At 49.1% G+C, this 21,548-nt stretch carries 22 protein-coding genes; 10 read left to right on the top strand and 12 right to left on the bottom strand.

The genetic code is table 11. From position 1 onward, the window contains the following. Nucleotides 1-51: 51 nt before the first annotated feature. On the bottom strand, nt 52-1,581 hold the full coding sequence (locus ACO6V5_RS21620; RefSeq protein ID WP_422139169.1) for an NAD(P)H-hydrate dehydratase: 1,530 nt from the start codon (nt 1,579-1,581) through the stop codon (nt 52-54). A 176-nt stretch (nt 1,582-1,757) separates the two neighbouring features. Here ACO6V5_RS21620 and queG point away from each other — a divergent pair, with 176 nt between their 5' ends. Continuing rightward, on the top strand, nt 1,758-2,849 hold the full coding sequence (gene queG / locus ACO6V5_RS21615; protein WP_422135710.1) for a tRNA epoxyqueuosine(34) reductase QueG: 1,092 nt from the start codon (nt 1,758-1,760) through the stop codon (nt 2,847-2,849). A 59-nt stretch (nt 2,850-2,908) separates the two neighbouring features. Beyond that, nucleotides 2,909-3,298: a nuclear transport factor 2 family protein gene (locus ACO6V5_RS21610; RefSeq protein WP_422139170.1), complete on the top strand. Its 390-nt coding sequence runs from the start codon at nt 2,909-2,911 to the stop codon at nt 3,296-3,298. A gap of 16 nt (nt 3,299-3,314) precedes the next feature. On the opposite strand, the gene ACO6V5_RS21605 is transcribed toward ACO6V5_RS21610, so the two are convergent. Both ACO6V5_RS21605 and orn read right to left on the bottom strand, forming a co-directional pair. Continuing rightward, a complete protein-coding gene (locus ACO6V5_RS21605) occupies nt 3,315-4,661 on the bottom strand; it encodes a DEAD/DEAH box helicase (RefSeq protein ID WP_422413598.1) in 1,347 nt (448 codons plus the stop codon). A 170-nt stretch (nt 4,662-4,831) separates the two neighbouring features. Then, nucleotides 4,832-5,374 (bottom strand): oligoribonuclease, encoded by a 543-nt coding sequence (gene orn / locus ACO6V5_RS21600; RefSeq protein ID WP_422135713.1) that lies wholly within the window; start codon nt 5,372-5,374, stop codon nt 4,832-4,834. A gap of 339 nt (nt 5,375-5,713) precedes the next feature. On the opposite strand from orn, the gene rsgA reads away from it, so the two are divergent. The 4 genes from rsgA (at nt 5,714) to gshB (ending at nt 9,598) form a co-directional block, all read left to right on the top strand. Continuing rightward, complete coding sequence (gene rsgA, locus ACO6V5_RS21595) at nt 5,714-6,733, top strand: small ribosomal subunit biogenesis GTPase RsgA (protein WP_422135714.1); 1,020 nt, start codon at nt 5,714-5,716, stop codon at nt 6,731-6,733. A gap of 60 nt (nt 6,734-6,793) precedes the next feature. After that, the gene (locus tag ACO6V5_RS21590) at nt 6,794-7,606 is read left to right on the top strand and encodes a sulfurtransferase (RefSeq protein WP_422135715.1); all 813 of its coding nucleotides are present in this window, start codon (nt 6,794-6,796) and stop codon (nt 7,604-7,606) included. Nucleotides 7,607-7,725: 119 nt separating this feature from the next. After that, the gene (gene asd, locus ACO6V5_RS21585; RefSeq protein WP_422135716.1) at nt 7,726-8,577 is read left to right on the top strand and encodes an archaetidylserine decarboxylase; all 852 of its coding nucleotides are present in this window, start codon (nt 7,726-7,728) and stop codon (nt 8,575-8,577) included. 70 nt (nt 8,578-8,647) lie between these two features. Then, the gene (gshB, locus tag ACO6V5_RS21580; RefSeq protein ID WP_422442574.1) at nt 8,648-9,598 is read left to right on the top strand and encodes a glutathione synthase; all 951 of its coding nucleotides are present in this window, start codon (nt 8,648-8,650) and stop codon (nt 9,596-9,598) included. Nucleotides 9,599-9,656: 58 nt separating this feature from the next. Here the strand turns inward: gshB and ACO6V5_RS21575 are convergent, their stop codons facing one another. From ACO6V5_RS21575 to ACO6V5_RS21545, 7 genes are all read right to left on the bottom strand, one after another. Continuing rightward, the gene (locus ACO6V5_RS21575; protein WP_422412468.1) at nt 9,657-11,165 is read right to left on the bottom strand and encodes a hypothetical protein; all 1,509 of its coding nucleotides are present in this window, start codon (nt 11,163-11,165) and stop codon (nt 9,657-9,659) included. Nucleotides 11,166-11,302: 137 nt separating this feature from the next. Continuing rightward, the gene (locus ACO6V5_RS21570) at nt 11,303-12,727 is read right to left on the bottom strand and encodes an RING finger protein (protein WP_422412466.1); all 1,425 of its coding nucleotides are present in this window, start codon (nt 12,725-12,727) and stop codon (nt 11,303-11,305) included. Nucleotides 12,728-12,934: 207 nt separating this feature from the next. Beyond that, on the bottom strand, nt 12,935-13,219 hold the full coding sequence (locus tag ACO6V5_RS21565; RefSeq protein WP_422412464.1) for a hypothetical protein: 285 nt from the start codon (nt 13,217-13,219) through the stop codon (nt 12,935-12,937). Nucleotides 13,220-13,288: 69 nt separating this feature from the next. After that, the gene (locus ACO6V5_RS21560) at nt 13,289-13,993 is read right to left on the bottom strand and encodes a hypothetical protein (RefSeq protein ID WP_422412462.1); all 705 of its coding nucleotides are present in this window, start codon (nt 13,991-13,993) and stop codon (nt 13,289-13,291) included. Nucleotides 13,994-14,138: 145 nt separating this feature from the next. After that, nucleotides 14,139-14,468 (bottom strand): type II toxin-antitoxin system PemK/MazF family toxin, encoded by a 330-nt coding sequence (locus ACO6V5_RS21555; RefSeq protein ID WP_422135721.1) that lies wholly within the window; start codon nt 14,466-14,468, stop codon nt 14,139-14,141. After that, a complete protein-coding gene (locus ACO6V5_RS21550) occupies nt 14,468-14,722 on the bottom strand; it encodes an AbrB/MazE/SpoVT family DNA-binding domain-containing protein (protein WP_422135722.1) in 255 nt (84 codons plus the stop codon). The genes ACO6V5_RS21555 and ACO6V5_RS21550 overlap by 1 nt, the downstream gene beginning before the upstream one ends. Nucleotides 14,723-14,881: 159 nt before the next feature. Beyond that, nucleotides 14,882-16,243, bottom strand: a complete 1,362-nt coding sequence (locus tag ACO6V5_RS21545; protein ID WP_422412459.1) for an AAA family ATPase — start codon at nt 16,241-16,243, stop codon at nt 14,882-14,884. A gap of 250 nt (nt 16,244-16,493) precedes the next feature. On the opposite strand from ACO6V5_RS21545, the gene ACO6V5_RS21540 reads away from it, so the two are divergent. The 4 genes from ACO6V5_RS21540 to ACO6V5_RS21525 are packed head-to-tail and all read left to right on the top strand — an operon-like array spanning nt 16,494 to nt 19,323. Then, entirely contained in the window at nt 16,494-17,360 is an 867-nt protein-coding gene (locus ACO6V5_RS21540; RefSeq protein WP_422135723.1) for an energy transducer TonB, read from the top strand. 20 nt (nt 17,361-17,380) lie between these two features. Beyond that, on the top strand, nt 17,381-18,001 hold the full coding sequence (locus ACO6V5_RS21535) for a YqgE/AlgH family protein (RefSeq protein ID WP_422135724.1): 621 nt from the start codon (nt 17,381-17,383) through the stop codon (nt 17,999-18,001). A gap of 43 nt (nt 18,002-18,044) precedes the next feature. Next, on the top strand, nt 18,045-18,485 hold the full coding sequence (gene ruvX, locus ACO6V5_RS21530; RefSeq protein WP_422135725.1) for a Holliday junction resolvase RuvX: 441 nt from the start codon (nt 18,045-18,047) through the stop codon (nt 18,483-18,485). Next, nucleotides 18,463-19,323, top strand: coding sequence for a hypothetical protein (locus tag ACO6V5_RS21525; RefSeq protein ID WP_422139179.1), 861 nt, complete (start codon nt 18,463-18,465; stop codon nt 19,321-19,323). The genes ruvX and ACO6V5_RS21525 overlap by 23 nt, the downstream gene beginning before the upstream one ends. 20 nt (nt 19,324-19,343) lie before the next feature. On the opposite strand, the gene ACO6V5_RS21520 is transcribed toward ACO6V5_RS21525, so the two are convergent. Then, complete coding sequence (locus ACO6V5_RS21520; protein WP_422135727.1) at nt 19,344-20,471, bottom strand: PilT/PilU family type 4a pilus ATPase; 1,128 nt, start codon at nt 20,469-20,471, stop codon at nt 19,344-19,346. A gap of 2 nt (nt 20,472-20,473) precedes the next feature. After that, nucleotides 20,474-21,508, bottom strand: coding sequence for a type IV pilus twitching motility protein PilT (locus ACO6V5_RS21515; protein ID WP_422135728.1), 1,035 nt, complete (start codon nt 21,506-21,508; stop codon nt 20,474-20,476). Nucleotides 21,509-21,548 lie beyond the last annotated feature (40 nt).

Below are 21,548 nucleotides of genomic sequence, written 5' to 3'. Positions count from 1 at the left end.
GGCACCCGTTCATTATTTGTTGTGTCCATAGCTCAAGGCTGTCTCAATAGCTCAAGGCTGTTTTGCAATTTTATTCAGCTGACTTCTTATGTGAGGGAGAGTTTCCAGTGCCAGCATCCCTCGTTCGCCTTGCAGCCCCGCCAGATGGTCTGCACCTGTCGCATGCAGCCAGACCCCCAAAGCTGCTGCATTATGGGTCTCTAAGCCCTGAGCTGCCAGTGCGGCAATCACACCGCTGAGTACATCCCCCATACCCGCCACAGCCATACCCGGATTACCATCCGGGCACAGATTCAGGATTTTTCCGTCGTATACAAGCGTGCCGGCCCCCTTTAACACGACCACTGCACCGAAACGGTTAAAGAGTTCTTTTGCAGCTTTAACCCGGTCGCCATTAATGGTTGAAGTTTGAGTTTCCAGCAGTCTCGCCGCTTCGCCGGAATGGGGTGTGAGAATCATCGGGTACTTTCGACGTTTAAGCAACGCCGGATCTTCCGAAATGATATTGAGACCATCGGCATCGATTACCGCAGGACACTCAGCTTTCAGCACTTCAGCAAGGAGCTCGCGGGCCCATGAATCTTTTCCCAGACCGGGTCCCACAACCAGCAGATTTTTCCCTTCCAGGAGCACGCGAAGATCTTCTGCACCCGAAACGGCTGAGGCCATCAACTCGGGACGCCGGGATGCCAGAGCCAAAAGATGTTCCTGACGGGTAGCCACTGTGACCCGACCAGCACCACAATATAATGCAGCTTCTGCCGACATAATGGCAGCACCGGGCATACCATGGTTCCCGGCCACCACCATAACATGGCCATTGTCGCCTTTATGTAAATCTCTGGCTCTGGGCTGAAGCCAGCGACTCAGTCTGTTTTCTGACAACCTCAGAGCTTCATTCGGCACGGCTTCATAAACCTCCCCCGGCATACCCAGATCAGCAAACTCAACCTGCCCGGACAGCTCTTTTCCCCTGCCTGAAAGCAACCCCAGCTTCATACCTATGAATGTCACCGTTACATCTGCCTTTATGGCAACGCCCATAGCGATGCCTTTGTCAGCACAAAGACCGGATGGAATATCAACAGCAAGAACAGGTCGACCCGATTCATTGATGCGAATGACAACGTCTCGATAGCGACCCTCAACGTCTCTTCCCAGCCCCGTTCCCAGCAGGGCATCGACGAATACGTCACCGGACAGTAGCGTCTGGGGTGTATAAGGTTCAACATCAACACCCTCTGCGATACAGGCTTTATAGGCTGACAGGGCATCTCCTGACAGTTTTTCCGGAGAAGAGAGGAAATTCACTGAAACCGAAATCCCCCGCTTAGCCGCCAGCATGGCCACCAGATAACCATCTCCACCATTATTCCCGCCACCGCAGAAGACCTGAAGCCGATTGCCAAGAAGAAGGTCTGGCCAATGGTTCATCAGAGAGCGAAAAGCCGCACGGGCAGCCCGGTTCATCAGCTCAAAGCCATTGATCTGAAAATCATTGATTGCTACATCATCAAGCCGGCGAACTTGTTCTGCAGTATAAAGCCGGTCAAAGATGCCAACTCGATCGCTATCGTACATAAGCACTCACTCCTACCTTGATAGATTACCTTAATATCGACAGCTAAACAGCTTCGATTCCGTCTAAGAAGTAGCTCAGGATTACGCTTTTGGGGGTTTACCATTATTCTCGACAAGGGGTGTGTTAGAATGCTCGTCTACAATCTCAGATTTTTTCCTGGCAGCAACTGATCAACGTGTCTATCTCCAACGACTCTTCTGAAAGCCCTGATTATCAAAAGCTGGCTGACGATATTCGTCTTTGGGCCAGACATTTAGGCTTCCAGCATGTGGGTATTACAGAAGCCCGAATCCCGGAGCGGGACAAAAAACAGTTTCAGCAGTGGCTGGATCAGGGACTCCACGGTGATCTGGCGTACATGGAGCGACACAAGGAGCTCAGGTGCCATCCTGAAAAGCTTCATGAAGGTGTCATCCGGGTTATCTCCGCCAGAATGGATTATCTGCCCGCAGAAACCGAAACCATCAAGATTCTTAATGAACCGGAAAAAGCCTATGTTTCCCGTTATGCCCTGGGACGTGATTACCACAAGCTGATTCGCAAACGCTTAACCCAACTCGGAAAGAAAATAGAAGCAGTGGCCCCGAACCACGGTTATAGGGCATTTGTTGACAGTGCTCCCGTGATGGAAAGACCTCTCGCCCAGCAGGCGGGTCTGGGCTGGATGGGCAAACACTCACTGATTATCAACCGTAAGGCAGGTTCTTTCTTTTTCCTGGGAGAACTCTTTACTAATTTACCTCTGCCCACGGACGAACCTTATGAGAAGAACCATTGCGGCCGCTGCACCGCCTGCATGGATGTTTGCCCTACCCAGGCGATTGTCGAGCCCTACAAAGTGGATGCCAGAAAGTGCATTTCCTATCTGACTATTGAAAACAGTGGCCCCATACCCGAAGAGCTTCGCAGCAAAATGGGTAACCGAATTTTTGGCTGTGATGACTGTCAGCTTACCTGCCCCTGGAATCGATTTGCCAGACACACACAGGAAACTGACTTTCAGCCTCGTCACCATCTGGATAACAGTGATCTGGCGGATCTTTTTCTGTGGACAGAAGAAGAATTTCTGGAGCGCACCGCAGGCTCACCGATCCGACGTGCGGGCTTTGAATGCTGGTTACGGAATCTGGCAGTAGGTTTAGGCAACGCCCCCACAACGGATAAAGTCATGTCAGCACTTCATCAGCGCCAGAACTACCCCTCGGAACTGGTAAAAGAACATGTGCAATGGGCACTTAAACAACACAACCCAAATGCTCAAGATTAAATCTGTGCATGGACTACCCTTAGGAGCTACTGAGACGCAGATTCCCGAGGTTATTGATCATGTCTGTCAAGTTATCGGGTGATTCACTCACGCCCTTTCTTCATATTGTCAAACAATACGACCATTACATTCAGACTAAAGACGTCCGTGGCATCATGTCGCTGTTTGTCACAGACGACGAGCCCCACAGCTTCGGACTGCATGTCAATTTGAATGAACGGGAAGCATTGAGACAGCGGTTCACAGATTATTTTAATGCCGGTGAATCTTTCTCAGCAGAATTTGCAGCAGAACCGGTTGTCTATCACTTTGGCGAAGCCGCCTGTCTCTGCATGATGCTACCCGTGAAAGGTTCCGAAGGTGCTCATATCAGGGTTACGATTTTTCTGGAAAATCATTCCGGACAGTGGCTGATACGTCACCAGCATATTTCCCAGTCACCTGTTTAAGGAATTAATTAAAAATTTATACGGCCCTGGATTCGGGTGTTCTTCGCCTTGGCTTTCCGGGCGCCTCTCTAGTTTCCCTTTGTTTACGTCTGACAGACGTATTGGGTTTATGGCCTCTGGAAACCTCTCCCGAGCGCTGACCATCCTGATGCTCTACCCTGGGTTGCTTTGGCTTTTTGGGTTTTTTGCGCCTGGGAGGGCGGGTATCCAGTCTGGATTCTGGCAGTGCATTCACAGGCTTGAACCCCGGAATTTCCTGTCGATCAATCAGCTGACGGGTTAACCTCTCAATTGCCACCAGTTGTTTGAATTCGTCAGCACACACCAGAGACACTGCCTGTCCGGTCGCACCGGCCCTGCCTGTTCTGCCGATCCGATGAACATAGTCTTCGGCAACGTTGGGAAGATCAAAGTTAACAACCTGCGGCAACTGATCAATATCCAGCCCACGTGCAGCAATATCAGTGGCTACCAGAACCCGAATTTCACCGCTTTTGAACTCAGCCAGTGCTTTTGTCCGGACATTCTGGCTTTTGTTGCCGTGAATAGCTGCGGCCTGGACCCCCTTGCCCTCAAGATGCCGTGTCAGCCGGTTGGCACCGTGTTTTGTTCGGGTAAATACCAGCACCTGACGCCAGTCATTCTCTGTGATCAACTGAGTCAGCAGTGCGGCTTTCTTGTTTTTGTCCACAGGGTAAACACACTGGTCTACGGTTTTAGCGGCGGCATTTCCCGGTGTGACCGAAATCTCTACCGGCGAACGCACCAGACCTTTTGCCAGATTTCGGATCTCATCGGAGAAAGTCGCTGAAAACAGTAAGCTCTGCCTGCTTTTGGGAAGGATTGCCAGAATCTTGCGAATGTCACGAATAAAGCCCATGTCCAGCATACGGTCGGCTTCGTCCAACACCAGCACCTCCAGCTGTTTGAACTTCACAGCATTCTGGTTGAACAGGTCCAGTAGCCTGCCTGGCGTTGCCACCAACACATCCACGCCTCTTCTCAATTTCATCATCTGGGGATTGATCTTGACGCCCCCAAATACCACGGTTGAGCGAAGAGGAAGGTGGCGACTATAGGTTTCCACACTTTCAGCTACCTGAGCGGCCAGCTCACGGGTCGGCGTCAGAATTAACGCCCGCACCTGATTGGCCTGGACACGAGGTCCTTTTGCCAGCTTCTCCAGTATGGGCAACGTAAAGCCTGCCGTTTTACCGGTACCTGTCTGGGCCGCTGCCATGACGTCATGGCCTTCAAGTACGGCAGGGATAGCCTGAGACTGAATAGGCGAAGGGGCATCATAACCTTGCTCTGTGACAGCTTGGAGGATGGGAGCTGATAACCCCAGCGAGTCAAAACTCATGAAACATTCCCGGTTGGCGTCATTCAGCAGAACCGGGCTGAAGACTTGGCGAGGTGGGCAGCTTAACCAATATGTCTGACTGAAGCTATCAGGTCTTTGCTGCAATAACGAAAAAGAACAGCCGCTCTTTTTGAGAGCCACTGTTAAGAGCCACTGTTCTGATTAACTGATCAGGATTGAATAAAGTGTTGGCGGTAGAAACGGAGTTCTTCTATGGATTCACGAATATCTTCCAGCGCCAGATGAGTGCCTTTTTTGCTAAATTGATCAAGCAGCTCAGGCTGCCACCTTCTTGCCAGCTCTTTTAACGTACTGACATCAATATTACGGTAATGGAAAAACTCATGAAGTTCTTTCATGTAGCAGTTCAGAAAGCGGCGATCCTGACCAATGCTGTTCCCGCACATGGGTGATGCACCGACCTTGGAGTACTGTCTGAGAAAGGCCAGAGTCATTTGCTCGGCCTCAGTCAGACTGATCTGGCTTTCACGGACTCTTTGGGTCAACCCCGTTTCACCGTGGGTTTTGATACACCACTCATTCATATTCGCAAGGACTGCATCACTTTGATGCACCGCTATCACGGGGCCTTCAGCAATAAAATTCAGCTGATCATCTGTAACAATGGTCGCAATTTCCAGAATTTGGTCGTGTTCGGGATCAAGTCCCGTCATTTCCAGGTCGATCCAGACAAGATTATCTGCTTTAGCCATCAAGCACCCGATTTCCTTTAGAAAGATGTGCCAGCCCAACAATGAATACGGCTTGAATTCAAAGGTTTGAAATAGCCCTGAAACCGATTCTGTAACATTTTCACAAAAAATATCGGCAAATGAAGAAAGCCATGGCTGACTTATTTAGTCTAACCGATCATAATCTCTCCGTGAAACCTACACTCGCTTCCTTCTGACCGCTCTGTAGCTCAGTATCGATTGACACCTTCTGTCTATCCACTTAAAGATGTGGGCATCAGCGAGACAAAGGCTATTTCTGGCCATTGCCATGAAAAGCCAGAATCTATCCAGCAGACCAGGTAAAACCTTGAGTAAACCATGAGTAAGCGCAAACTAACGCGCAAACAGAAATGGCGCATAGAGAAAGTCCAGCAGGAACGCATTGCCCGGGCCCGGAAGCGAGAACAGCTTATTGAGCAAAAAATACAGGACGATAACCTGGGGCCTGAACAACAAGGTCTGATCATTGCCCACTATGGTGCAACCCTGGATATCGAGCCATGGGGCCAAACCGGTGCTGTTCGTCGATGCCACCTGCGGACCAACCTCCCACCCCTGGTCACCGGAGACCAGGTGGTATGGCGTCCGTCCCTGAAAGACGAAACCGGGGTGGTGGTCGCCCTCGAAGATCGCACCAGCCTGCTCACCCGGCCTGACAACCATGGTCGAATCAAACCCGTTGCCGCCAATATTGACTATATCGTGCTGGTCATAGCGCCTGTGCCCATTCCTCATACCAATCTGATTGACCGCTATCTGGTTGCTGCCGAGACGGTTGGCATTGAACCGGTTCTTTTGCTGAACAAAATCGACCTGCTGGATGAAGAAGGCATGGAACTGATGGACGATATGCTGGCGGTTTATGAAGACATTGGTTATCAGGTCCTGCGGGCTTCTACCCGCTCAGAAGATGGACTGGTGCCTCTCAAGGCTCTGCTTGATGAGCATGTCAGTGTCTTTGTTGGACAGAGTGGTGTGGGAAAGTCCTCCCTGGTTAATGCACTCTTACCCGGTGTTGATATCCGTGTCGGTGACCTTTCCGAAGCCACCGGCAAAGGCATGCATACAACCACTGCCGCAAAGCTCTTCCATTTCCCCGCAGGTGGCATGTTGATTGACTCACCCGGCATTCGGGAATTTGGCCTCTGGCATATTGATGCCCAGTCGGTTCTTGAAGGTTTCAGGGAATTCAGACCCTACCTTGGTCATTGCCGATTCCGAGACTGTCAACATGAGAAGGAACCGGGTTGTGCCTTGAAGCAGGCTCTGGAAGATGGCGAAATTCTGGAAGAACGAATGTTCAGCTATAAACAGATTGTCGACTCTCTGGACCTCTGACGGGTCCGTGTTAGCATAGGCTATCGCCTTTTTCTCATCAGCCATGAATGAAGAAGTACAATGAACTCAATAGACGATCTGCCACTGATCCTTGAAGCTGATCAGCTGGAACCTCTGCTGGGGCACGAAGACCTGCTGATAGTAGACCTTTGCAACCCGCAACTGTACAACCACTCCCATATTCCCGGTGCCCTTAGCATTGCTCCACAGAGCATGGTTTCCGGTGAAAAACCGGCAGCGGGCAAACTTCCTGCCGTTAAACAGCTGAACCAGATGCTCTCCAACATTGGCTACAGCAAAAACAAACACATTGTTGTTTATGATGACGAAGGCGGTGGCTGGGCAGGCCGTTTCATCTGGACGCTGGATGTGATCGGACACAAGAAATACAGCTACCTGAACGGTGGTGCACACGTCTGGCTGAAAGAAGGTCATCCCACCGAAAGCACCATTAACCGCCCTGAACCGACACAAGTTGATCTGAAGATTGATGACTCTGTGATTGCCAACAAAGAGCTCATCATGAATTCACTGGAAGACTCAAACACTGTGATCTGGGATGCCCGATCAGTTGATGAATATCGCGGTGAAAAACGCTTCTCACAAAAAGGGGGGCACATTCCGGGTGCCGTAAACCTTGAATGGACACTGGCCATGGATCATGACCGTAACCTCAGAATTCGCAACGACATCGCCGATATTCTTGAACAGCTGGGCATTACCCGGGACAAAAACGTCATTACCCATTGTCAGAGCCATCATCGCTCGGGCTTTACCTATCTGGTGGGCAAGTCTCTGGGCCTGTCTATCAAAGCTTACGATGGCTCCTGGTCAGAGTGGGGCAATCTGCCCGATACCCCCGTCGAAACCTGAGGAATAATGGCACTGTTTAATCTTAAGCAGTGCCGTTTCTGTCTACTCAGCGTCTACTTGTGAGCCCCTGCTCTCACCATTACAATCCAATGCTCTTAAAAACAGGATGAGTCCTGACTGTGAAAGAACAATTTTTTGCCTTTATCCAATATTTTCTGCCGCACCACCTTATTTCACGGGCGGTATACTGCTTTGTTGAGAGCACCTGCCCCAGGTTCAAGAATGCGCTGATCCGCCGCATCATCAAACAATATGATGTTGATATGAGCGAGGCTGATCGCGAAACCCCTGAAGAATACCTTCACTTTAACGATTTCTTCACCCGTTCCCTGAAACCGGGGTTGCGTCCCCTGCCTGAAGACGAAAGTCTGATCGTCAGCCCCGCTGACGGCGAAGTCAGCCAGCTCGGCGACATCGAAAATGGCAGGATTTTCCAGGCCAAAGGGCACGACTATAGCCTGATTGAACTGCTGGGCGGGGACAGTGATCTGGGCCAGGAATTCATGGGTGGAAAGTTCGCCACGATCTACCTTTCTCCCCGTGATTACCACCGTGTTCATTCACCTTTCGGTGGCACTCTGCGAAAAATGATCCACGTTCCGGGTCGTTTGTTTTCGGTGAATCAGGGCACTGTTGAAAACATTCCAAACCTGTTTGCCCGAAATGAACGTGTCGTGGCTATTTTTGATACTGAGCGCGGACCGATGGCTGTTATCATGGTCGGTGCCATGATTGTTGCCAGTATTGAAACCGTCTGGGCCGGACTGGTGACCCCCATCAGAAAAAAAGTTCGTACCTTTGAGTACGGCGAAGACTCGGCAGAACAGGTCTCCTTGAAACGGGGTGATGAGATGGGCCGATTCAAGATGGGCTCTACTGCCATTGTGCTCTTTGGCAAAGATCAGGTTGACTGGCTTGAATCCTTCGAAGCCGGATCGAAGATCAGGATGGGAGAGGCTCTGGGAGCCTGACCGCACCTGCAAAATAGATGAAGGACTCAATTAAGGATACACTGCGGTTTTTGATCGCCCCGGACTTGCAATGACTATAAAACTCGGCGTCGTGATGGACCCTATTGAGTCCATCGAATACAAAAAGGACAGTACTCTGGCGATGCTGGTCGCAGCACAAAAAAAAGGCTGGGAGCTGTTCTATATGCAGCAGGAAGACCTGTATCAGTCAGAGGGTGTCGCCTATGGCAGTATGCGCTCCTTGCAGGCCCGCTACAATCCGGATGACTTTTATTCTCTGGGAGATCGGGAAGAGCAGCCGCTGAGCACTCTGAACGTGATTCTGATGCGTAAAGATCCTCCTTTTGACATGGAGTTTATTTACAGCACCTATCTGCTTGAACAGGCTGAGGCCGCTGGCACACTGGTGGTCAACAAACCCCAGAGTATTCGTGACTGCAACGAAAAAATGTTTGCCACCCTGTTCCCCCAGTGTACACCCCCGGTCATGGTGGCCCGCAGTGCACGACACTTGAAAGCTTTTGCCGAAAAACACGGCGATGTGGTTCTCAAACCGCTGGATGGTATGGGAGGGTCGTCTATTTTCAGAACTCACCCGAATGATCAGAACTTCAGTGTGATTGTTGAAACCCTGACCCAACACGGGCAACAACAGGCCATGATCCAAAAATACATTCCCGAGATCAAGGCAGGCGACAAACGCATTCTATTGATCGACGGCGAACCGGTACCTTACGCTCTGGCACGTATCCCGGCTGAAGGTGAACTGCGTGGCAACCTTGCCGCGGGCGGCAGTGGTGTGGGCCAGAAGCTGACCGAAAAAGATTACTGGATCGCAGAGCAGGTGGCGCCAGTATTGAAAGAGAAAGGTCTGCTGTTCGTGGGGTTGGATGTTATCGGAGAATATCTGACCGAAATCAATGTCACTTCACCCACCTGTATACGACAGCTGGACGACCAGTTTGGTATTAGCATTGGTGACAGGTTGATGGACAAGATTGAGGAAAAGCTGGTCCAGTGATTAAACGAGAGGGTCGCAAACCCCGTTCCCACGGCTGGCCACCCTCTCCCACCACTCGTTACCTGCTGTGATCTCTTCTTACATGATCCCAAAGAGTTCTCCCGCTTAGCTTCTCGCACTCAGAGCAGGTTCGCTCTCCAGCGTGATCTTCTCTATGAGCCACCAGGACCACGACATTCCTGAAGAGCCGCCCGCATAACTGCCACTGGCCATCTTCGTCGATTCTGGTCACACGACAGATTAGTCGCCCGCATGTTCTTGTTATGGCAGCGAAAGAGGCCCTCTGTGAGGAACTGGCCCGACCTTCTGTTTCAAAACGGTATGGTGGCAGGAGTCGACAAATGCCATAACAGGGATAGACGGGACAGTTAGAACCCAAAGTATGCAAATTATGCTGCGTAGTGCCAACGAAAAAGATCGCTGGGGCAATGGGACGAGCTACTTCTTCAGCCACCCTTCTCCGATGGTATGGTGGCAGGCGTCGACAAATTCCGCCATTACAGGAATCGACGAAACAGGCAGGCCCCAAATTGTGCCTATTATGCTGGGTAGTGTTAACGGAAGAGTCCGTTTGTGAGGAGCTGACAGTCGTGAGCTCGTTGTAGTCCCTTTGTACCTCTGAGCATGATCTGAAATCCGGTAATTGCGCTAATGAAGACAGGTTCCCTCTGCAAAGTGGGCAGGAACATTGTGAAGTGCTCAGAATTACCTTTTGTAAACAGTGTTTGTCAATTTTCTGCGAACAACAGGGAGTTGCAATCACATCAGTAAGCTTGTCCAGGCATACGGGACAATTCTCAACGGCTTGCGCCATCTCTCCGCCAGAGGGTGGTGGCCGGAATCGACAAACGCCATTACAGGAATCGACGTAACAATCTAAACCATAAGTATGTTGGGGTTGTTCAGGGTCTTCTTTACCGTCGCGACGTCGAGACAGGCGCTTGGCGAAAAAGCGTCTAAGGCGGGTGATTTTTCCTGAGGCCTGCTGACCGGAGGATGCTGACGCCTGGCTTTGTTGGCCATTTTCTTTTTGACTCTTTCCGGGAAGTACCATAGTCGTGATTGCAAACGGATAATCCTCTTGTGTCGAAATAGATGCCGCCTCCGGTTCATCTGCCGGGTTGAACAGTAATGATTCAGGGTTCCAATAGCTTTTTAAAAGCATGCCGACGGTGATGAGTGCTTCTTCAGGTAGCCGCGAATCAGGTTTGGAGCCCGGTGGGGCTTCATGGGTGATCAGAGCCAGTCCGTAGGCAACCAGCAGTTGAGTGGCGTATAGCAACTGCCAGGAAATCGTCTCAATACAGGTTGTTGCTAACCCGTAACCGTTAAGTTCACCTGATGTGGCATCAGCCAGTAAACTCGGGTCTGTGTAGCTGTTTGTGTCGTCAATGTCTAACGAGCTGTCCAATAACGTATTCAGGTTGCGCTTTGAAGAAAAGACCTGGTCTGTATCCTGATCCTTTGCAAGCTCGGCAACAAAAGGTCTTACCAACTCCTCGGCCCCGCAAACGACGGACAACGGGAGCAGCAAAAGAAGCACCGCAGGAAGTGTTTTTTTCACCATTACGTCCTTACACTTTTTATTTCTGTACGCGCAAATTAGACCAGCAACAGAATAAGTGCATATTTCTGTCAAAAACCAAAGGTTGCAACGGGTAAATATTCGCATGACCGCGTCTGCCCGCCCTCTCTTACCATTGGTTACCTGCTGTGTTTTCTTCTTTTGTGGTCCGACAGGGCTTGAGCGTTTGGTAGGATCTTCCGGCACTCAGAGCAGGGCTCTCCGGTGTGAACTCTTCTCTTGTGCACCGTCAGGGCTTGAGCGTTTGGCAGGATCTTCTGGCACTCAGGGCAGGTTTGCTGACCGGAGTGATCTCTTCTCCTGTGGTCCCTCAGGGCTTGAGCGCTTGGCAGGGTCATCTGGCACTCGGGGCAGGTTCGCACTTGGGTGTGATCTAGCCTTGCGTGAGCCAACAGGGCTGAGGCATTCATGAAGACCGCCCTGCATGGCCGCACCATGCCATCTTCGTTGATTGTGGCCAAGCCACAGGTCAGGTGCCCCCCTGCTATTGATGTGGCAGCGAAATAAGCCGCCTGTGTGGAAATGGTAAAAGGGGGCTGGGGCTCGTTATAAGAACCTGGTAAGTCCTGCTGTACCTCTTCGCTTTCTGCAAAATCCACTAATTGTGCTGTAGAACTCATGTCTGCTCTGCAAAATGGGCAGGCTTTTATTAATGATCGCCGAGTGGTCTGAAATATCCTTCGCAAACAGTGTTTGTCAATTTTCTTCGAACAACAGGAAACAACATACAAATCAGTGAACTTTTGAAGGCATATAGGGCACTCATCATCGCCTGATTCAGCCAGCTCACTGCCATCGGATGGTGGTCGTAACTGACAAACACCATGACAGGAACCAGCGTAACAATCTAAACCGTAAGTATGTTGGTGTTGTTGTTCAGGGTCTCCGTTACCGTCGCCAGAGCCGAAATCCAGAGGGCTGATGAAAGAAGCTCCAGGTTGGTTAGTTGTTCCTGAGGCCTGCTGACCGGATGATGCTGATGGCTGGTTTGCCGGGTCATTTTTTTGTTCACACTGCCCGGGCAGCACCATGGTGGTGATCGCAAACGGATGATCTCTCTGTGTCGAAATAGAAATTGCCTCCGGTTGATCTGTTGGCTTGAACAACAATGAATCAGGGTCCCAAAAACTTTTCAAAAGCCAGCCAACGGTGATAAGTGCTTCTTCAGCTAGCCACGAATAAGGTTTGGAGCCCAGGTGAGCTTCATGGATGGTGAGAGCCAGTCCGCAGGCGACCAGCAGTTGAGTGGCGTAAAACAATTGCCATGAAATTGACTCGGTAAAGGTGGCTGCTAACCCGTAACCGTTAAGCCCACCAGGTGTGAAATCAGCCAGTAAACCCGAGTCTGTGAGGCCGTTTGTGTCATCAATACCTGATGAGCTGCCTGACAATGAATTCAGGTTAGGCTTAATAGAAAAAAAACGATCTGTATCCTGATCCTCTGCAAGCTCGACAACAAAATGTCTTACCAGCTCCTCGGCCCCGCAAACGACGGACATCGGGAGCAGCAAAAGAAGCACCGCAGGAAGTATTTTTTTCAACATTTTGTCCATACACTTTTTATTTCTGTTCACGCAAAGTAGACCAATAACAGGATAAGTGCATATTTCTGTCAAAAACCAAAGGTTGCAACGGGTAAAATTCACCGGGAAGAAGGTTTCTCGTTCTAATGCTCTAGTGTGGAAGTGTAATGATCTAAGGGTATGCATTCCCACGCAGAGAGGGTGTCGCAAAACTTCAAAAGCTCGTTCTCACGCTCTGAAGTCGTCATTCCCGCGAAGGCGGGAATCCAGCGCCAACGGTGGATCTCTGCCTTCTCGGGGATGACAAGGCCAGGGGGACACCGGGCAGTATGGTTCTGGTGGAGAGTCAGTGTGGATTCCCGCCTTCGCGGGAATGACGAGAATGAAGCCGGGAATGACGAGAATGAAGCCGGCAATGACGAGAATGAAGCCGGGAATGACGAGAATGAAGCCGGCAATGACGAGAATGAAGCCGACAATGACGAGAATGAAGTCGGCAATGACGGGAGTCAACGCGTTCCCACGCCGGAGAGAGTTTTGCGACACCCCGCAGAGCGTGGGAACGAGTTAAATCAGTCCAATCTATTTGATCCTAACAATAATTCTTTGATTCAATATTTTTTCGATTTCCAAAAGCCTGGATTCCATTTTATTGTAATACAACCAGGCTTCGTTGCCTAAAAGGCGCATAAGGTTTTCTTCAAACCACAAGACATGGCTTTTAATTTCCAGATACAATTCATGAAGCAAAGAATCATCACCATATTTTTTAAAAAGAGATTTTGCCAGGGTAAAACGAGTTTCATTATCAACCTCTATAATACCAAATTTTTTATTAAACTGAGTTGCGGCTTTAAATCCGTCTTCGATAATCTTTTTATCGTCGTCAGATTTATTATAAATATCTTTAGTTCGATCAATAGCAGTATCTATAGCCTTATTCAGAATATCATTTTCAAGTTTACTCTTCATCTGGTGCGCACGAGTTCCAAAAACTTTCATCTTATTTTCATCAAACCTTTTAAATGCGTCAAAAACTGCACCAATAATACGGCTAAAAATATTTTTCCTGCCTGTTTCAGCGGTGACATCGACATCAACAAATCTATATGTATGATTACTGGGGCGGACAGAAACATGGTAATTTCTATTTGCTTGCTCCGAGTAAAATATTGCTTTTTTCTCACCACCTTCGAACCCACTAATTCCATCAATGAGTGTTCGGTCGATCATCATATTATCCAATCTATGAATATAAGTGGCAGCTGAATATCCTTGAGTATTCATATCAATTACCTCCGTGGAAGTTAATCAAGATACCTATCACTTTGGATAAGCAATAAATATGTTTTAAAAAGATATAGAAAAGTCATCCTGACTATAATGACAACTCTGTTGGCAAGACTAACAATCGATAGTGATTAATAAATTTTCAGGAGATAATTAACTTGGCTATCTTGTCTACTTGATCGATGATTGATTCCGGCGATTTCTCTACAAAACGAGCAGCCCGGCACTCAAAGTCCATGGATTTCATCTGGTGAACCAGAATAGACCCGTGGGTCGTCATTGTTTTGGTTAACAGCACTTCCAGTTTGACGCCTCGAATGGTACTGGTAATAGGAGCGATGATAGCGAGGCCCGTATGTTGGTTAAGAAGTCTCCGGGAAAGCACAAAACCAGGGCGGGTTTTCATGATTTCCTTGCCAATACTGGGTTCAAAATTGATGAGTATAATATCGCCCCGATCCGGTATGTACATCAAATTTCCTTACCAGCAGGCAGCATGTCCAGCCACTCTTTGTCCTCGTCTGTTATGACCAGACGTTCAGCCGGACTTCCTTCAAGCAGAGCTTCAAGAGTTAACTCTTCTTCGACGGGGGACAAGACAATCTTGTTGTCCTCAATGGACAGATTCAGCCTTGACCCTACTTTTATCCCCAAGGTTTTCAGTACGGCTTTGGGTATACTGACGATACTTGCTCCACCGGACTTCCTGACAGCTATAAGTGACATGGTACTTTCCCCCTAATATTTTACCCAAGTATAACCATGATAGGGTTTTAAACAAGTAACAGTAACTGTAAGCATGCCTGACCTTTCCACTATGGGCAATATAACCTCTGGTGCAAGCAAAGCAAGAAATTCAGATCTCATAAAACCAAGCCCCTGAATTCAATACATCTGATAATAAATGTCATCTTGCAATGCATTGGCATCCTCTATTTTTTGATCAAAAACATCGGTATCAATACCCTCTTCAGTGACCTCCAACTGATGAACTTTATGATCAGAGTGTACTGTGTACGCCTTAACCTGTTCTGGCCGTAATATATCTTCTTTGATCATCTTATGTTCTTTCATGAGGTGGGATCGCCCTTTGAAATCAACATTAAGCATGATTCTGTTATTTATTTCACGCACCAGAAAATCGCTGTGAGTAGTCATAACAACTTTAATACCAGCATTAACTAACCTGGTCAGTAACTTGGCCATTTGCCTTTGCTTATCTGGGTGAAGATTTAACTCTGGCTCATCAATAATCAGAACACTGTTTTTTTCAGCTATAGAATTGATATACAGATCCAACAAAAACAGTGACTTAATCGAAGAAGAAGCCAGATAGATGGGTAGAGCAGTTTTATCCCTGTTTTGCTCTTTAACAGGTTGATAAAGGACCTGGTCATTTACAGTTTTAAAACCGCCACCAATAATCTCTCTTAACGCATCAAAAACAGGCTTGTATTCACCTGCTTTATCTTCTTTAAGAAAACTTTTTTTCTTTGCAATATTATCAGTATCACGAATAATATCGATATTATCCTTAATAGGTTCTGCGTATCTGGAACGCATACTATTCAACAACTTGAATGGGTTAATCCCCTTTTTGCTGCTATCGGACAAATGCTCAACCAGAATATTCTTACTAAGATCCAGCTCTTTATAGAAAAGAGAAATACCAGTCCTTTCAGAAGTCAGTACAAAAGGTGTCAATATGCAAGCACCAAGAAGCGTCCTGGCCAGCTCCCGCTCTACAATATCAATAATGGCAGGCTCAGGTAGATCTGAATCAGTATCCTGAAGCGTGACAATAAGAGTATTATCCCCTGCCTCTTTAGAGACAAGTAGCACATCCTTTCTACCCAATCTCACTACTCGATGGATATTTTCACTCAAATCCAGCGTATAGTTTTCAAGCTTCAGACCCACCCTGGCTTTCGACATCAGGTCGGAATCCGTGTTGAAGTACTTCCCAAGATTGTGGCTAAAACGATCAGACATGTTCTTGAGAATCTGATCGAGCTTTCCCGCATAGTCTGTCAACGAGAGCTTTGCAGTTCCGTGCTCCTTCAAATTCTTAAAAATCTCAGGTTCAAGATTAAACGAGGCTATAAAAGGGTAATCTTTCAACAAGCCATACATAGCGTAGTTGAGCCAGGTTTCGCCGACATTATTTGGACCACAGATCAGAGTCATATCTCCCAACTCTATTGATCCCTGATCCACATACCCCAGATTTTTAAATGTAAATTTCATAATGATGGGTGTACCGAACTTTCTCAGACCTCAATAATACACAATTTTCGTTACCATACGGCAAGTAAGTAGGCCTGACACCTATAGCCATTGGAAATATGTCCCCAAACCCCGCAAGCAGTACTTGCGTACCCTATGCTCATTGATGACAATGCTTATGTAGCTGGTGAGGTATTGTGATAACCTTCCAGGCCCCAGGGAGATCAACTATAAGATTCAGGATGCACTACCCAAGAGGCCCACTCCGTCAATGACGACCGTTTCTTCTGCCGACCGCCTAGGCTTTACCGTTTTTATGGCAGCCGCTATTCATGCCGTGATTGTGCTCGGTCTGTCTTTTGGACTTGAAGACAAAGCTCCACCTCCGAAAACGCTTGAAGTCACCCTTGCGACCTACAAGAGCCAGAAAAAGCCGGAAGATGCCGACTTCCTGGCCCAGCTGAATCAGCAGGGCAGTGGCACACTTGAAAAAAAAGCCACACCCACTACCGACCGAAAAGCCGACATACAGGACAACAAAATCAACGAGGTTGAGCTTCAGCCACAGGAAGCTGCTGCACCTGAAACGCAAGCAAAGAAAACATCTCAGGTCGTTACTCGGGCTGAGAGTGAAAAAAAAGTTCAGGACACTGACGTTATTGACCAGCCCACAGATGAACAACCCAAAAAGGCTGAGCCCAGCAAACAGATCGATCTGCGTCAGGAGATTGCCAGCCTCGAAGCTCAACTCAGTGACCAGCGCCAGGCCTACGCCAGGCGCCCTAATGTGAAAAGACTGTACTCAGCCTCCACCATGCTTGAGCCCGGTGCCGCTTACAAAAATGCCTGGAAACAGAAGGTCGAACGTATCGGTAACCTGAACTACCCTGCCAAAGCCCGCCAACAACAACTGTACGGCGAGCTCCGTCTGATGGTGGCAATCAATCGTGATGGCACTCTGTCCAGTGTCGAAATCTTAAAATCTTCGGGTTACAGCGTTTTAGATGATGCGGCTCTCCGAATTGTCAGGTTAGCTTCTCCCTACGCACCCTTCACTGACGATTTACGGGATTACGACATTGTCGAGATCATTCGTACCTGGCGCTTTGAAAAAGGTGACAGACTATTTAGCCAGTAACGTTTTTGAGCGAATATTCATTGAGCACTTTATTTGCCATCGGGACCGTTTGCCCTGATACTCCCACCATGAGCAGTGAAACCTTTCAAAGCCTCAAAAACCACTTCCTGATTGCTATGCCTCGCATGGCAGATACTTCTTTTGCGGGTACTCTGACTCTGGTTTGTGAACACAATCCCTCTGGCGCATTGGGAATCATCGTTAATCGCCCGACCGATCTGACGCTGGGTGAAGTGTTCAGTCAGGTAGGCATCAGCGATGCTGACGAATGCTTCCTCAGTCCCGACACCATTTATGCCGGCGGCCCGGTGGCGATTGAAAGGGGCTTTGTTCTCCACTCTGGCAGCGATCGATGGGATTCCAGTCTTGAAATCAGTCATGGGCTTGCGCTAACCACTTCCAGAGACATTCTGTTCGCCATGGCCCGGGATGAAGGCCCTGATGCTTCACTGGTGGCCCTGGGCTATGCCGGCTGGGGTGGCGGTCAACTTGAAAAAGAGTTGTCTGATAATGCCTGGCTCACCTGCAAGGCCAATCAACAGATTATTTTCGAAACGCCTTTCCAGCGACGTCTGGATGCTGCCGCCAACTCATTGGGCGTCGATCTTCGACTGCTCTCTGATCAGGTTGGCCACTCATAGCCCCCCTCAGCAAAAGGCTCACTCTGGCAACGTTAAAGAAAACATGACTGAAAAAAAACTGAATACCCTGATGGGCTTTGACTTTGGTACACGTAATATTGGTGTGGCTGTCGGTCAGGCTGTGACTCGAACGGCGACAGCATTACCTTCTATCAAAGCAAAAGATGGTATTCCAAACTGGACCGATGTTGCTGCGCTGATTGAAGAATGGCAGCCGGATGCCGTTGTGGTGGGTATCCCTCTGAATATGGACGGCACCGAGTCCCCGATGTCGATGCGAGCCAGAAAGTTCGGCAAACGTCTCCATGGTCGTTACAACCTGCCTTTCTTCGAAGCGGATGAGCGTCTAAGCTCTTTTGAAGCCAAAGACTGGGCAAACAAACTGGGCCACAGTGGGCACTATGGCTCTAGTCCCGTCGATGGTATGGCAGCACAAATCATACTGGAAGGCTGGATGAACGATGAGAACAACCCGGTACTCTAGCTACGCTCTTTCAACTCTGTTTATTCTGTTTCTGGCTACCCTGTGCCTGAAATCCCAGGCCGGTGAGAGGGAAATTATTCACCCTCTCTGCTTTGAACCTTTCGCCAATCTGGAAGCAGGCAGCCAGTCGTCAGGCAAGAAGACCATCGACCTGAATGACTGCATGAACAAATACCTCAGTTACCCTTTCAAGCAGCCTACCCCATGGCAGGCTGTTTTTGAAAAAAATGATCAACCCGAATACAACAGTGAAACCGGTTTACCCACTTATTCCAGCTATACATTGATTGGGCAGATGGAAAACCAGCAGGTGTTGATGAGTTATTCTGTCAGTTACGGAGGCAGCGGCACATTTAGCCATGCTTTTCTGGTTGAGGGTATCTCACTGCAAAAGCAGGTCCCCAATAACACGACACTGACCCAGACTTTGCTCGTTGAAGGCGGTGATCGCTGCTTCGGAAGTATTGAACACCTGTCTATTATTTCGCCTCAGAAATTTGAGATCCGGCGCAAAGTAACACCCAGTGCGCTCGTTGGTTACGGGATGAAGGCAGACTACGCACAGCGAATGACGAAAGGCCTGCCAGATTGTGCGCTATGTTGCATAGGCAGTTTAGTGGAGCAGGTGGATATGAAAGGCAACAGAGAGCTGGTGAACGTCATTCTGCTGCCAAGAGAGTTGCGTGAAACGGCGACAAAGCAGGAACGCTGCCTGAACCGTCTCACCAAAGCAGACATCCATACCGATATTTTCACCAAAGAGGATTTTGTAACCCTTCAACAGAATTACATTAAAGAGTGCCCGGACTACGATACTCCCTCCCTCAAGGGGCTCTGATACCGGGCTTCAATCGGGCTCTAATAGATCTCCTCATGCTGCAAACTAAGCTTGTCTGCCATTTTGGTCAGATGCTCCCCATCAGCCTCTGGCCCCAGCTTGATCATGAGACGCAGATCGTTGGGTGAATCCGCATGCGCCAGAGCTTCTTCGTAGGTGATTTCTCGATTGTTATAAAGCTCAAACAACGCCTGATCAAAGGTTTGCATACCCAGCTCGCGGGACTTCTTCATAATGCTCTTGAGTTCATGAACATTGCCGTGAAGGATAGTATCCTGAATCAAGGGTGTATTGAGAAGGACTTCAACGGCTGCCCGGCGATCTTTGCCATCCCGGGTTCTCACCAGCTGCTGGGCAACCAGGCCTTTCAGGTTCAGGGATAAATCCATCCATATCTGACTATGACGATCCGCCGGGAAGAAATGGATAATCCTTTCCAGTGCCTGATTAGCATTATTTGCGTGCAGTGTCGCCAGACAGAGATGCCCTGTCTCTGCGAATGCCAGGGCATATTCCATAGTTTCACGGGTCCTTATTTCACCAATCATGATGACATCCGGTGCCTGTCGCAGGGTGTTTTTCAGAGCCACGGCATACGACTCTGTATCAATGCCTACTTCACGCTGGGTGACAATGGATTTGCGATGCTGATGGATAAATTCGATCGGGTCTTCAATACTGATGATGTGCCCGCAGGCATGTTCATTCCGATGCCCGAGCATCGCCGCAAGGGAAGTCGATTTACCAACACCGGTCGCCCCAACAAAAAGCACAAGGCCTCTTCTGGTCATGGAAAGGTCTTTAATCACCTTCGGCAACTTCAGCTGATCCAGTGTCGGGATCTCGGTCTCAATCCTTCTCAATACCATGCCAGCCAGATTTCGCTGGTAGAAAGCACTGACACGAAAGCGGCCTATTCCAGAGGCTGATATTGCAAAGTTGCATTCATGCTCGCGATTAAATTCGGCTTTTTGATCCTCATCCATCACACCGTAGACCATGTCCCGGGTCATGGCAGGTGCCAGAGGTTCCCTGGTGACAGGAACAATCCTGCCATTGAGTTTAAAACTGGGTGGAAAGCCAGCCGTGATAAATAAGTCAGAGGCCTTCTTTTCGGCCATCACTTTTAGTAAACGATTGATATCCATGGTTAAAAGTTTTCCGGGTCCCGGGCTTTTTCCTGAGCCACATCTTTGGCAATCAAGCCTTTTCTCACCAGCTCGTGGAGACACTGGTCAAGTGTCTGCATACCCAGGGCACCTCCGGTCTGGATGGAAGAGTACATCTGGGCAATCTTGTCTTCGCGAATCAGGTTACGAATAGCAGGAGTACCGATCATAATCTCGTGGGCTGCCACACGTCCGCCGCCGTTTTTCTTGAGCAGGGTCTGGGAGATAACTGCCTGCAGGGATTCTGAAAGCATGGAGCGCACCATGGCTTTTTCAGCTCCCGGGAATACGTCCACCACACGGTCTATCGTCTTGGCTGCAGAGGTGGTATGCAGAGTTCCAAAAACCAGGTGACCGGTTTCTGCAGCCGTCAGCGCAAGACGAATGGTTTCAAGATCGCGCATCTCACCCACCAGGATAATATCGGGGTCTTCACGAAGTGCCGAGCGCAGTGCGTCGCTGAAACTGTGGGTATCCCTGTGAACTTCCCGCTGGTTGACCAGACATTTTTTCGAGGTGTGAACAAATTCAATGGGGTCTTCGATGGTTAGTATATGCTCATACTTGTTGTCATTGATGTAATCCATCATGGCCGCCAGACTGGTACTCTTACCGGAACCTGTAGGGCCCGTCACCAGTACCAGCCCCCGGGGCTTCAGAGCAATATCCTTGAACACCTGACCCATGCCCAGTTCATCCATCGAAAGCACTTTACTGGGGATAGTACGAAATACAGCACCGGCTCCGCGGCTCTGGTTAAAGGCGTTGACACGAAAGCGGGCGACGCCGGGGACTTCAAACGAAAAGTCAGTTTCCAGCTTCTCTTCGTAGTCTTTTCGCTGCTTGTCGTTCATGACGTCATAGATCAGGCTGTGAACGTGCTTGTGATCCATGGGAGGCAGGTTAATCCGGCGAATATCCCCGTCTATACGAATCATGGGTGGCAGGCCGGCTGAGATGTGAAGATCCGAAGCGCCTTGCTTGTGACTGAAGGCCAGCAGTTCGGTTATGTCCATGAATTTCCCCCTGAAACCCGGACGCAGGTAAAATAGACCG

Source organism: Endozoicomonas sp. ALD068 (genome assembly GCF_049310145.1).
GTDB lineage: Bacteria > Pseudomonadota > Gammaproteobacteria > Pseudomonadales > Endozoicomonadaceae > Endozoicomonas_A.
Note: the sequence above shows the minus strand (reverse complement) of the source record. Positions and strands in the feature narration are given on the sequence as shown.

What these genes read in the sequence shown, in the direction of transcription:
- ACO6V5_RS21620 (WP_422139169.1), bottom strand. Translation starts at nt 1,581, where the DNA reads ATGTACGATAGCGATCGAGTTGGCATCTTTGACCGGCTTTATACTGCA.
- ACO6V5_RS21520 (WP_422135727.1), bottom strand. Translation starts at nt 20,471, where the DNA reads ATGGATATCAATCGTTTACTAAAAGTGATGGCCGAAAAGAAGGCCTCT.
- rsgA (WP_422135714.1), top strand. Translation starts at nt 5,714, where the DNA reads ATGAGTAAGCGCAAACTAACGCGCAAACAGAAATGGCGCATAGAGAAA.
- ACO6V5_RS21590 (WP_422135715.1), top strand. Translation starts at nt 6,794, where the DNA reads ATGAACTCAATAGACGATCTGCCACTGATCCTTGAAGCTGATCAGCTG.
- ruvX (WP_422135725.1), top strand. Translation starts at nt 18,045, where the DNA reads ATGACTGAAAAAAAACTGAATACCCTGATGGGCTTTGACTTTGGTACA.
- ACO6V5_RS21575 (WP_422412468.1), bottom strand. Translation starts at nt 11,165, where the DNA reads ATGGTGAAAAAAACACTTCCTGCGGTGCTTCTTTTGCTGCTCCCGTTG.
- ACO6V5_RS21605 (WP_422413598.1), bottom strand. Translation starts at nt 4,661, where the DNA reads ATGAGTTTTGACTCGCTGGGGTTATCAGCTCCCATCCTCCAAGCTGTC.
- ACO6V5_RS21610 (WP_422139170.1), top strand. Translation starts at nt 2,909, where the DNA reads ATGTCTGTCAAGTTATCGGGTGATTCACTCACGCCCTTTCTTCATATT.
- ACO6V5_RS21550 (WP_422135722.1), bottom strand. Translation starts at nt 14,722, where the DNA reads ATGTCACTTATAGCTGTCAGGAAGTCCGGTGGAGCAAGTATCGTCAGT.
- ACO6V5_RS21525 (WP_422139179.1), top strand. Translation starts at nt 18,463, where the DNA reads ATGAGAACAACCCGGTACTCTAGCTACGCTCTTTCAACTCTGTTTATT.
- ACO6V5_RS21540 (WP_422135723.1), top strand. Translation starts at nt 16,494, where the DNA reads ATGACGACCGTTTCTTCTGCCGACCGCCTAGGCTTTACCGTTTTTATG.
- ACO6V5_RS21555 (WP_422135721.1), bottom strand. Translation starts at nt 14,468, where the DNA reads ATGTACATACCGGATCGGGGCGATATTATACTCATCAATTTTGAACCC.
- orn (WP_422135713.1), bottom strand. Translation starts at nt 5,374, where the DNA reads ATGGCTAAAGCAGATAATCTTGTCTGGATCGACCTGGAAATGACGGGA.
- ACO6V5_RS21560 (WP_422412462.1), bottom strand. Translation starts at nt 13,993, where the DNA reads ATGAATACTCAAGGATATTCAGCTGCCACTTATATTCATAGATTGGAT.
- ACO6V5_RS21515 (WP_422135728.1), bottom strand. Translation starts at nt 21,508, where the DNA reads ATGGACATAACCGAACTGCTGGCCTTCAGTCACAAGCAAGGCGCTTCG.
- ACO6V5_RS21545 (WP_422412459.1), bottom strand. Translation starts at nt 16,243, where the DNA reads ATGAAATTTACATTTAAAAATCTGGGGTATGTGGATCAGGGATCAATA.
- ACO6V5_RS21570 (WP_422412466.1), bottom strand. Translation starts at nt 12,727, where the DNA reads ATGTTGAAAAAAATACTTCCTGCGGTGCTTCTTTTGCTGCTCCCGATG.
- gshB (WP_422442574.1), top strand. Translation starts at nt 8,648, where the DNA reads ATGACTATAAAACTCGGCGTCGTGATGGACCCTATTGAGTCCATCGAA.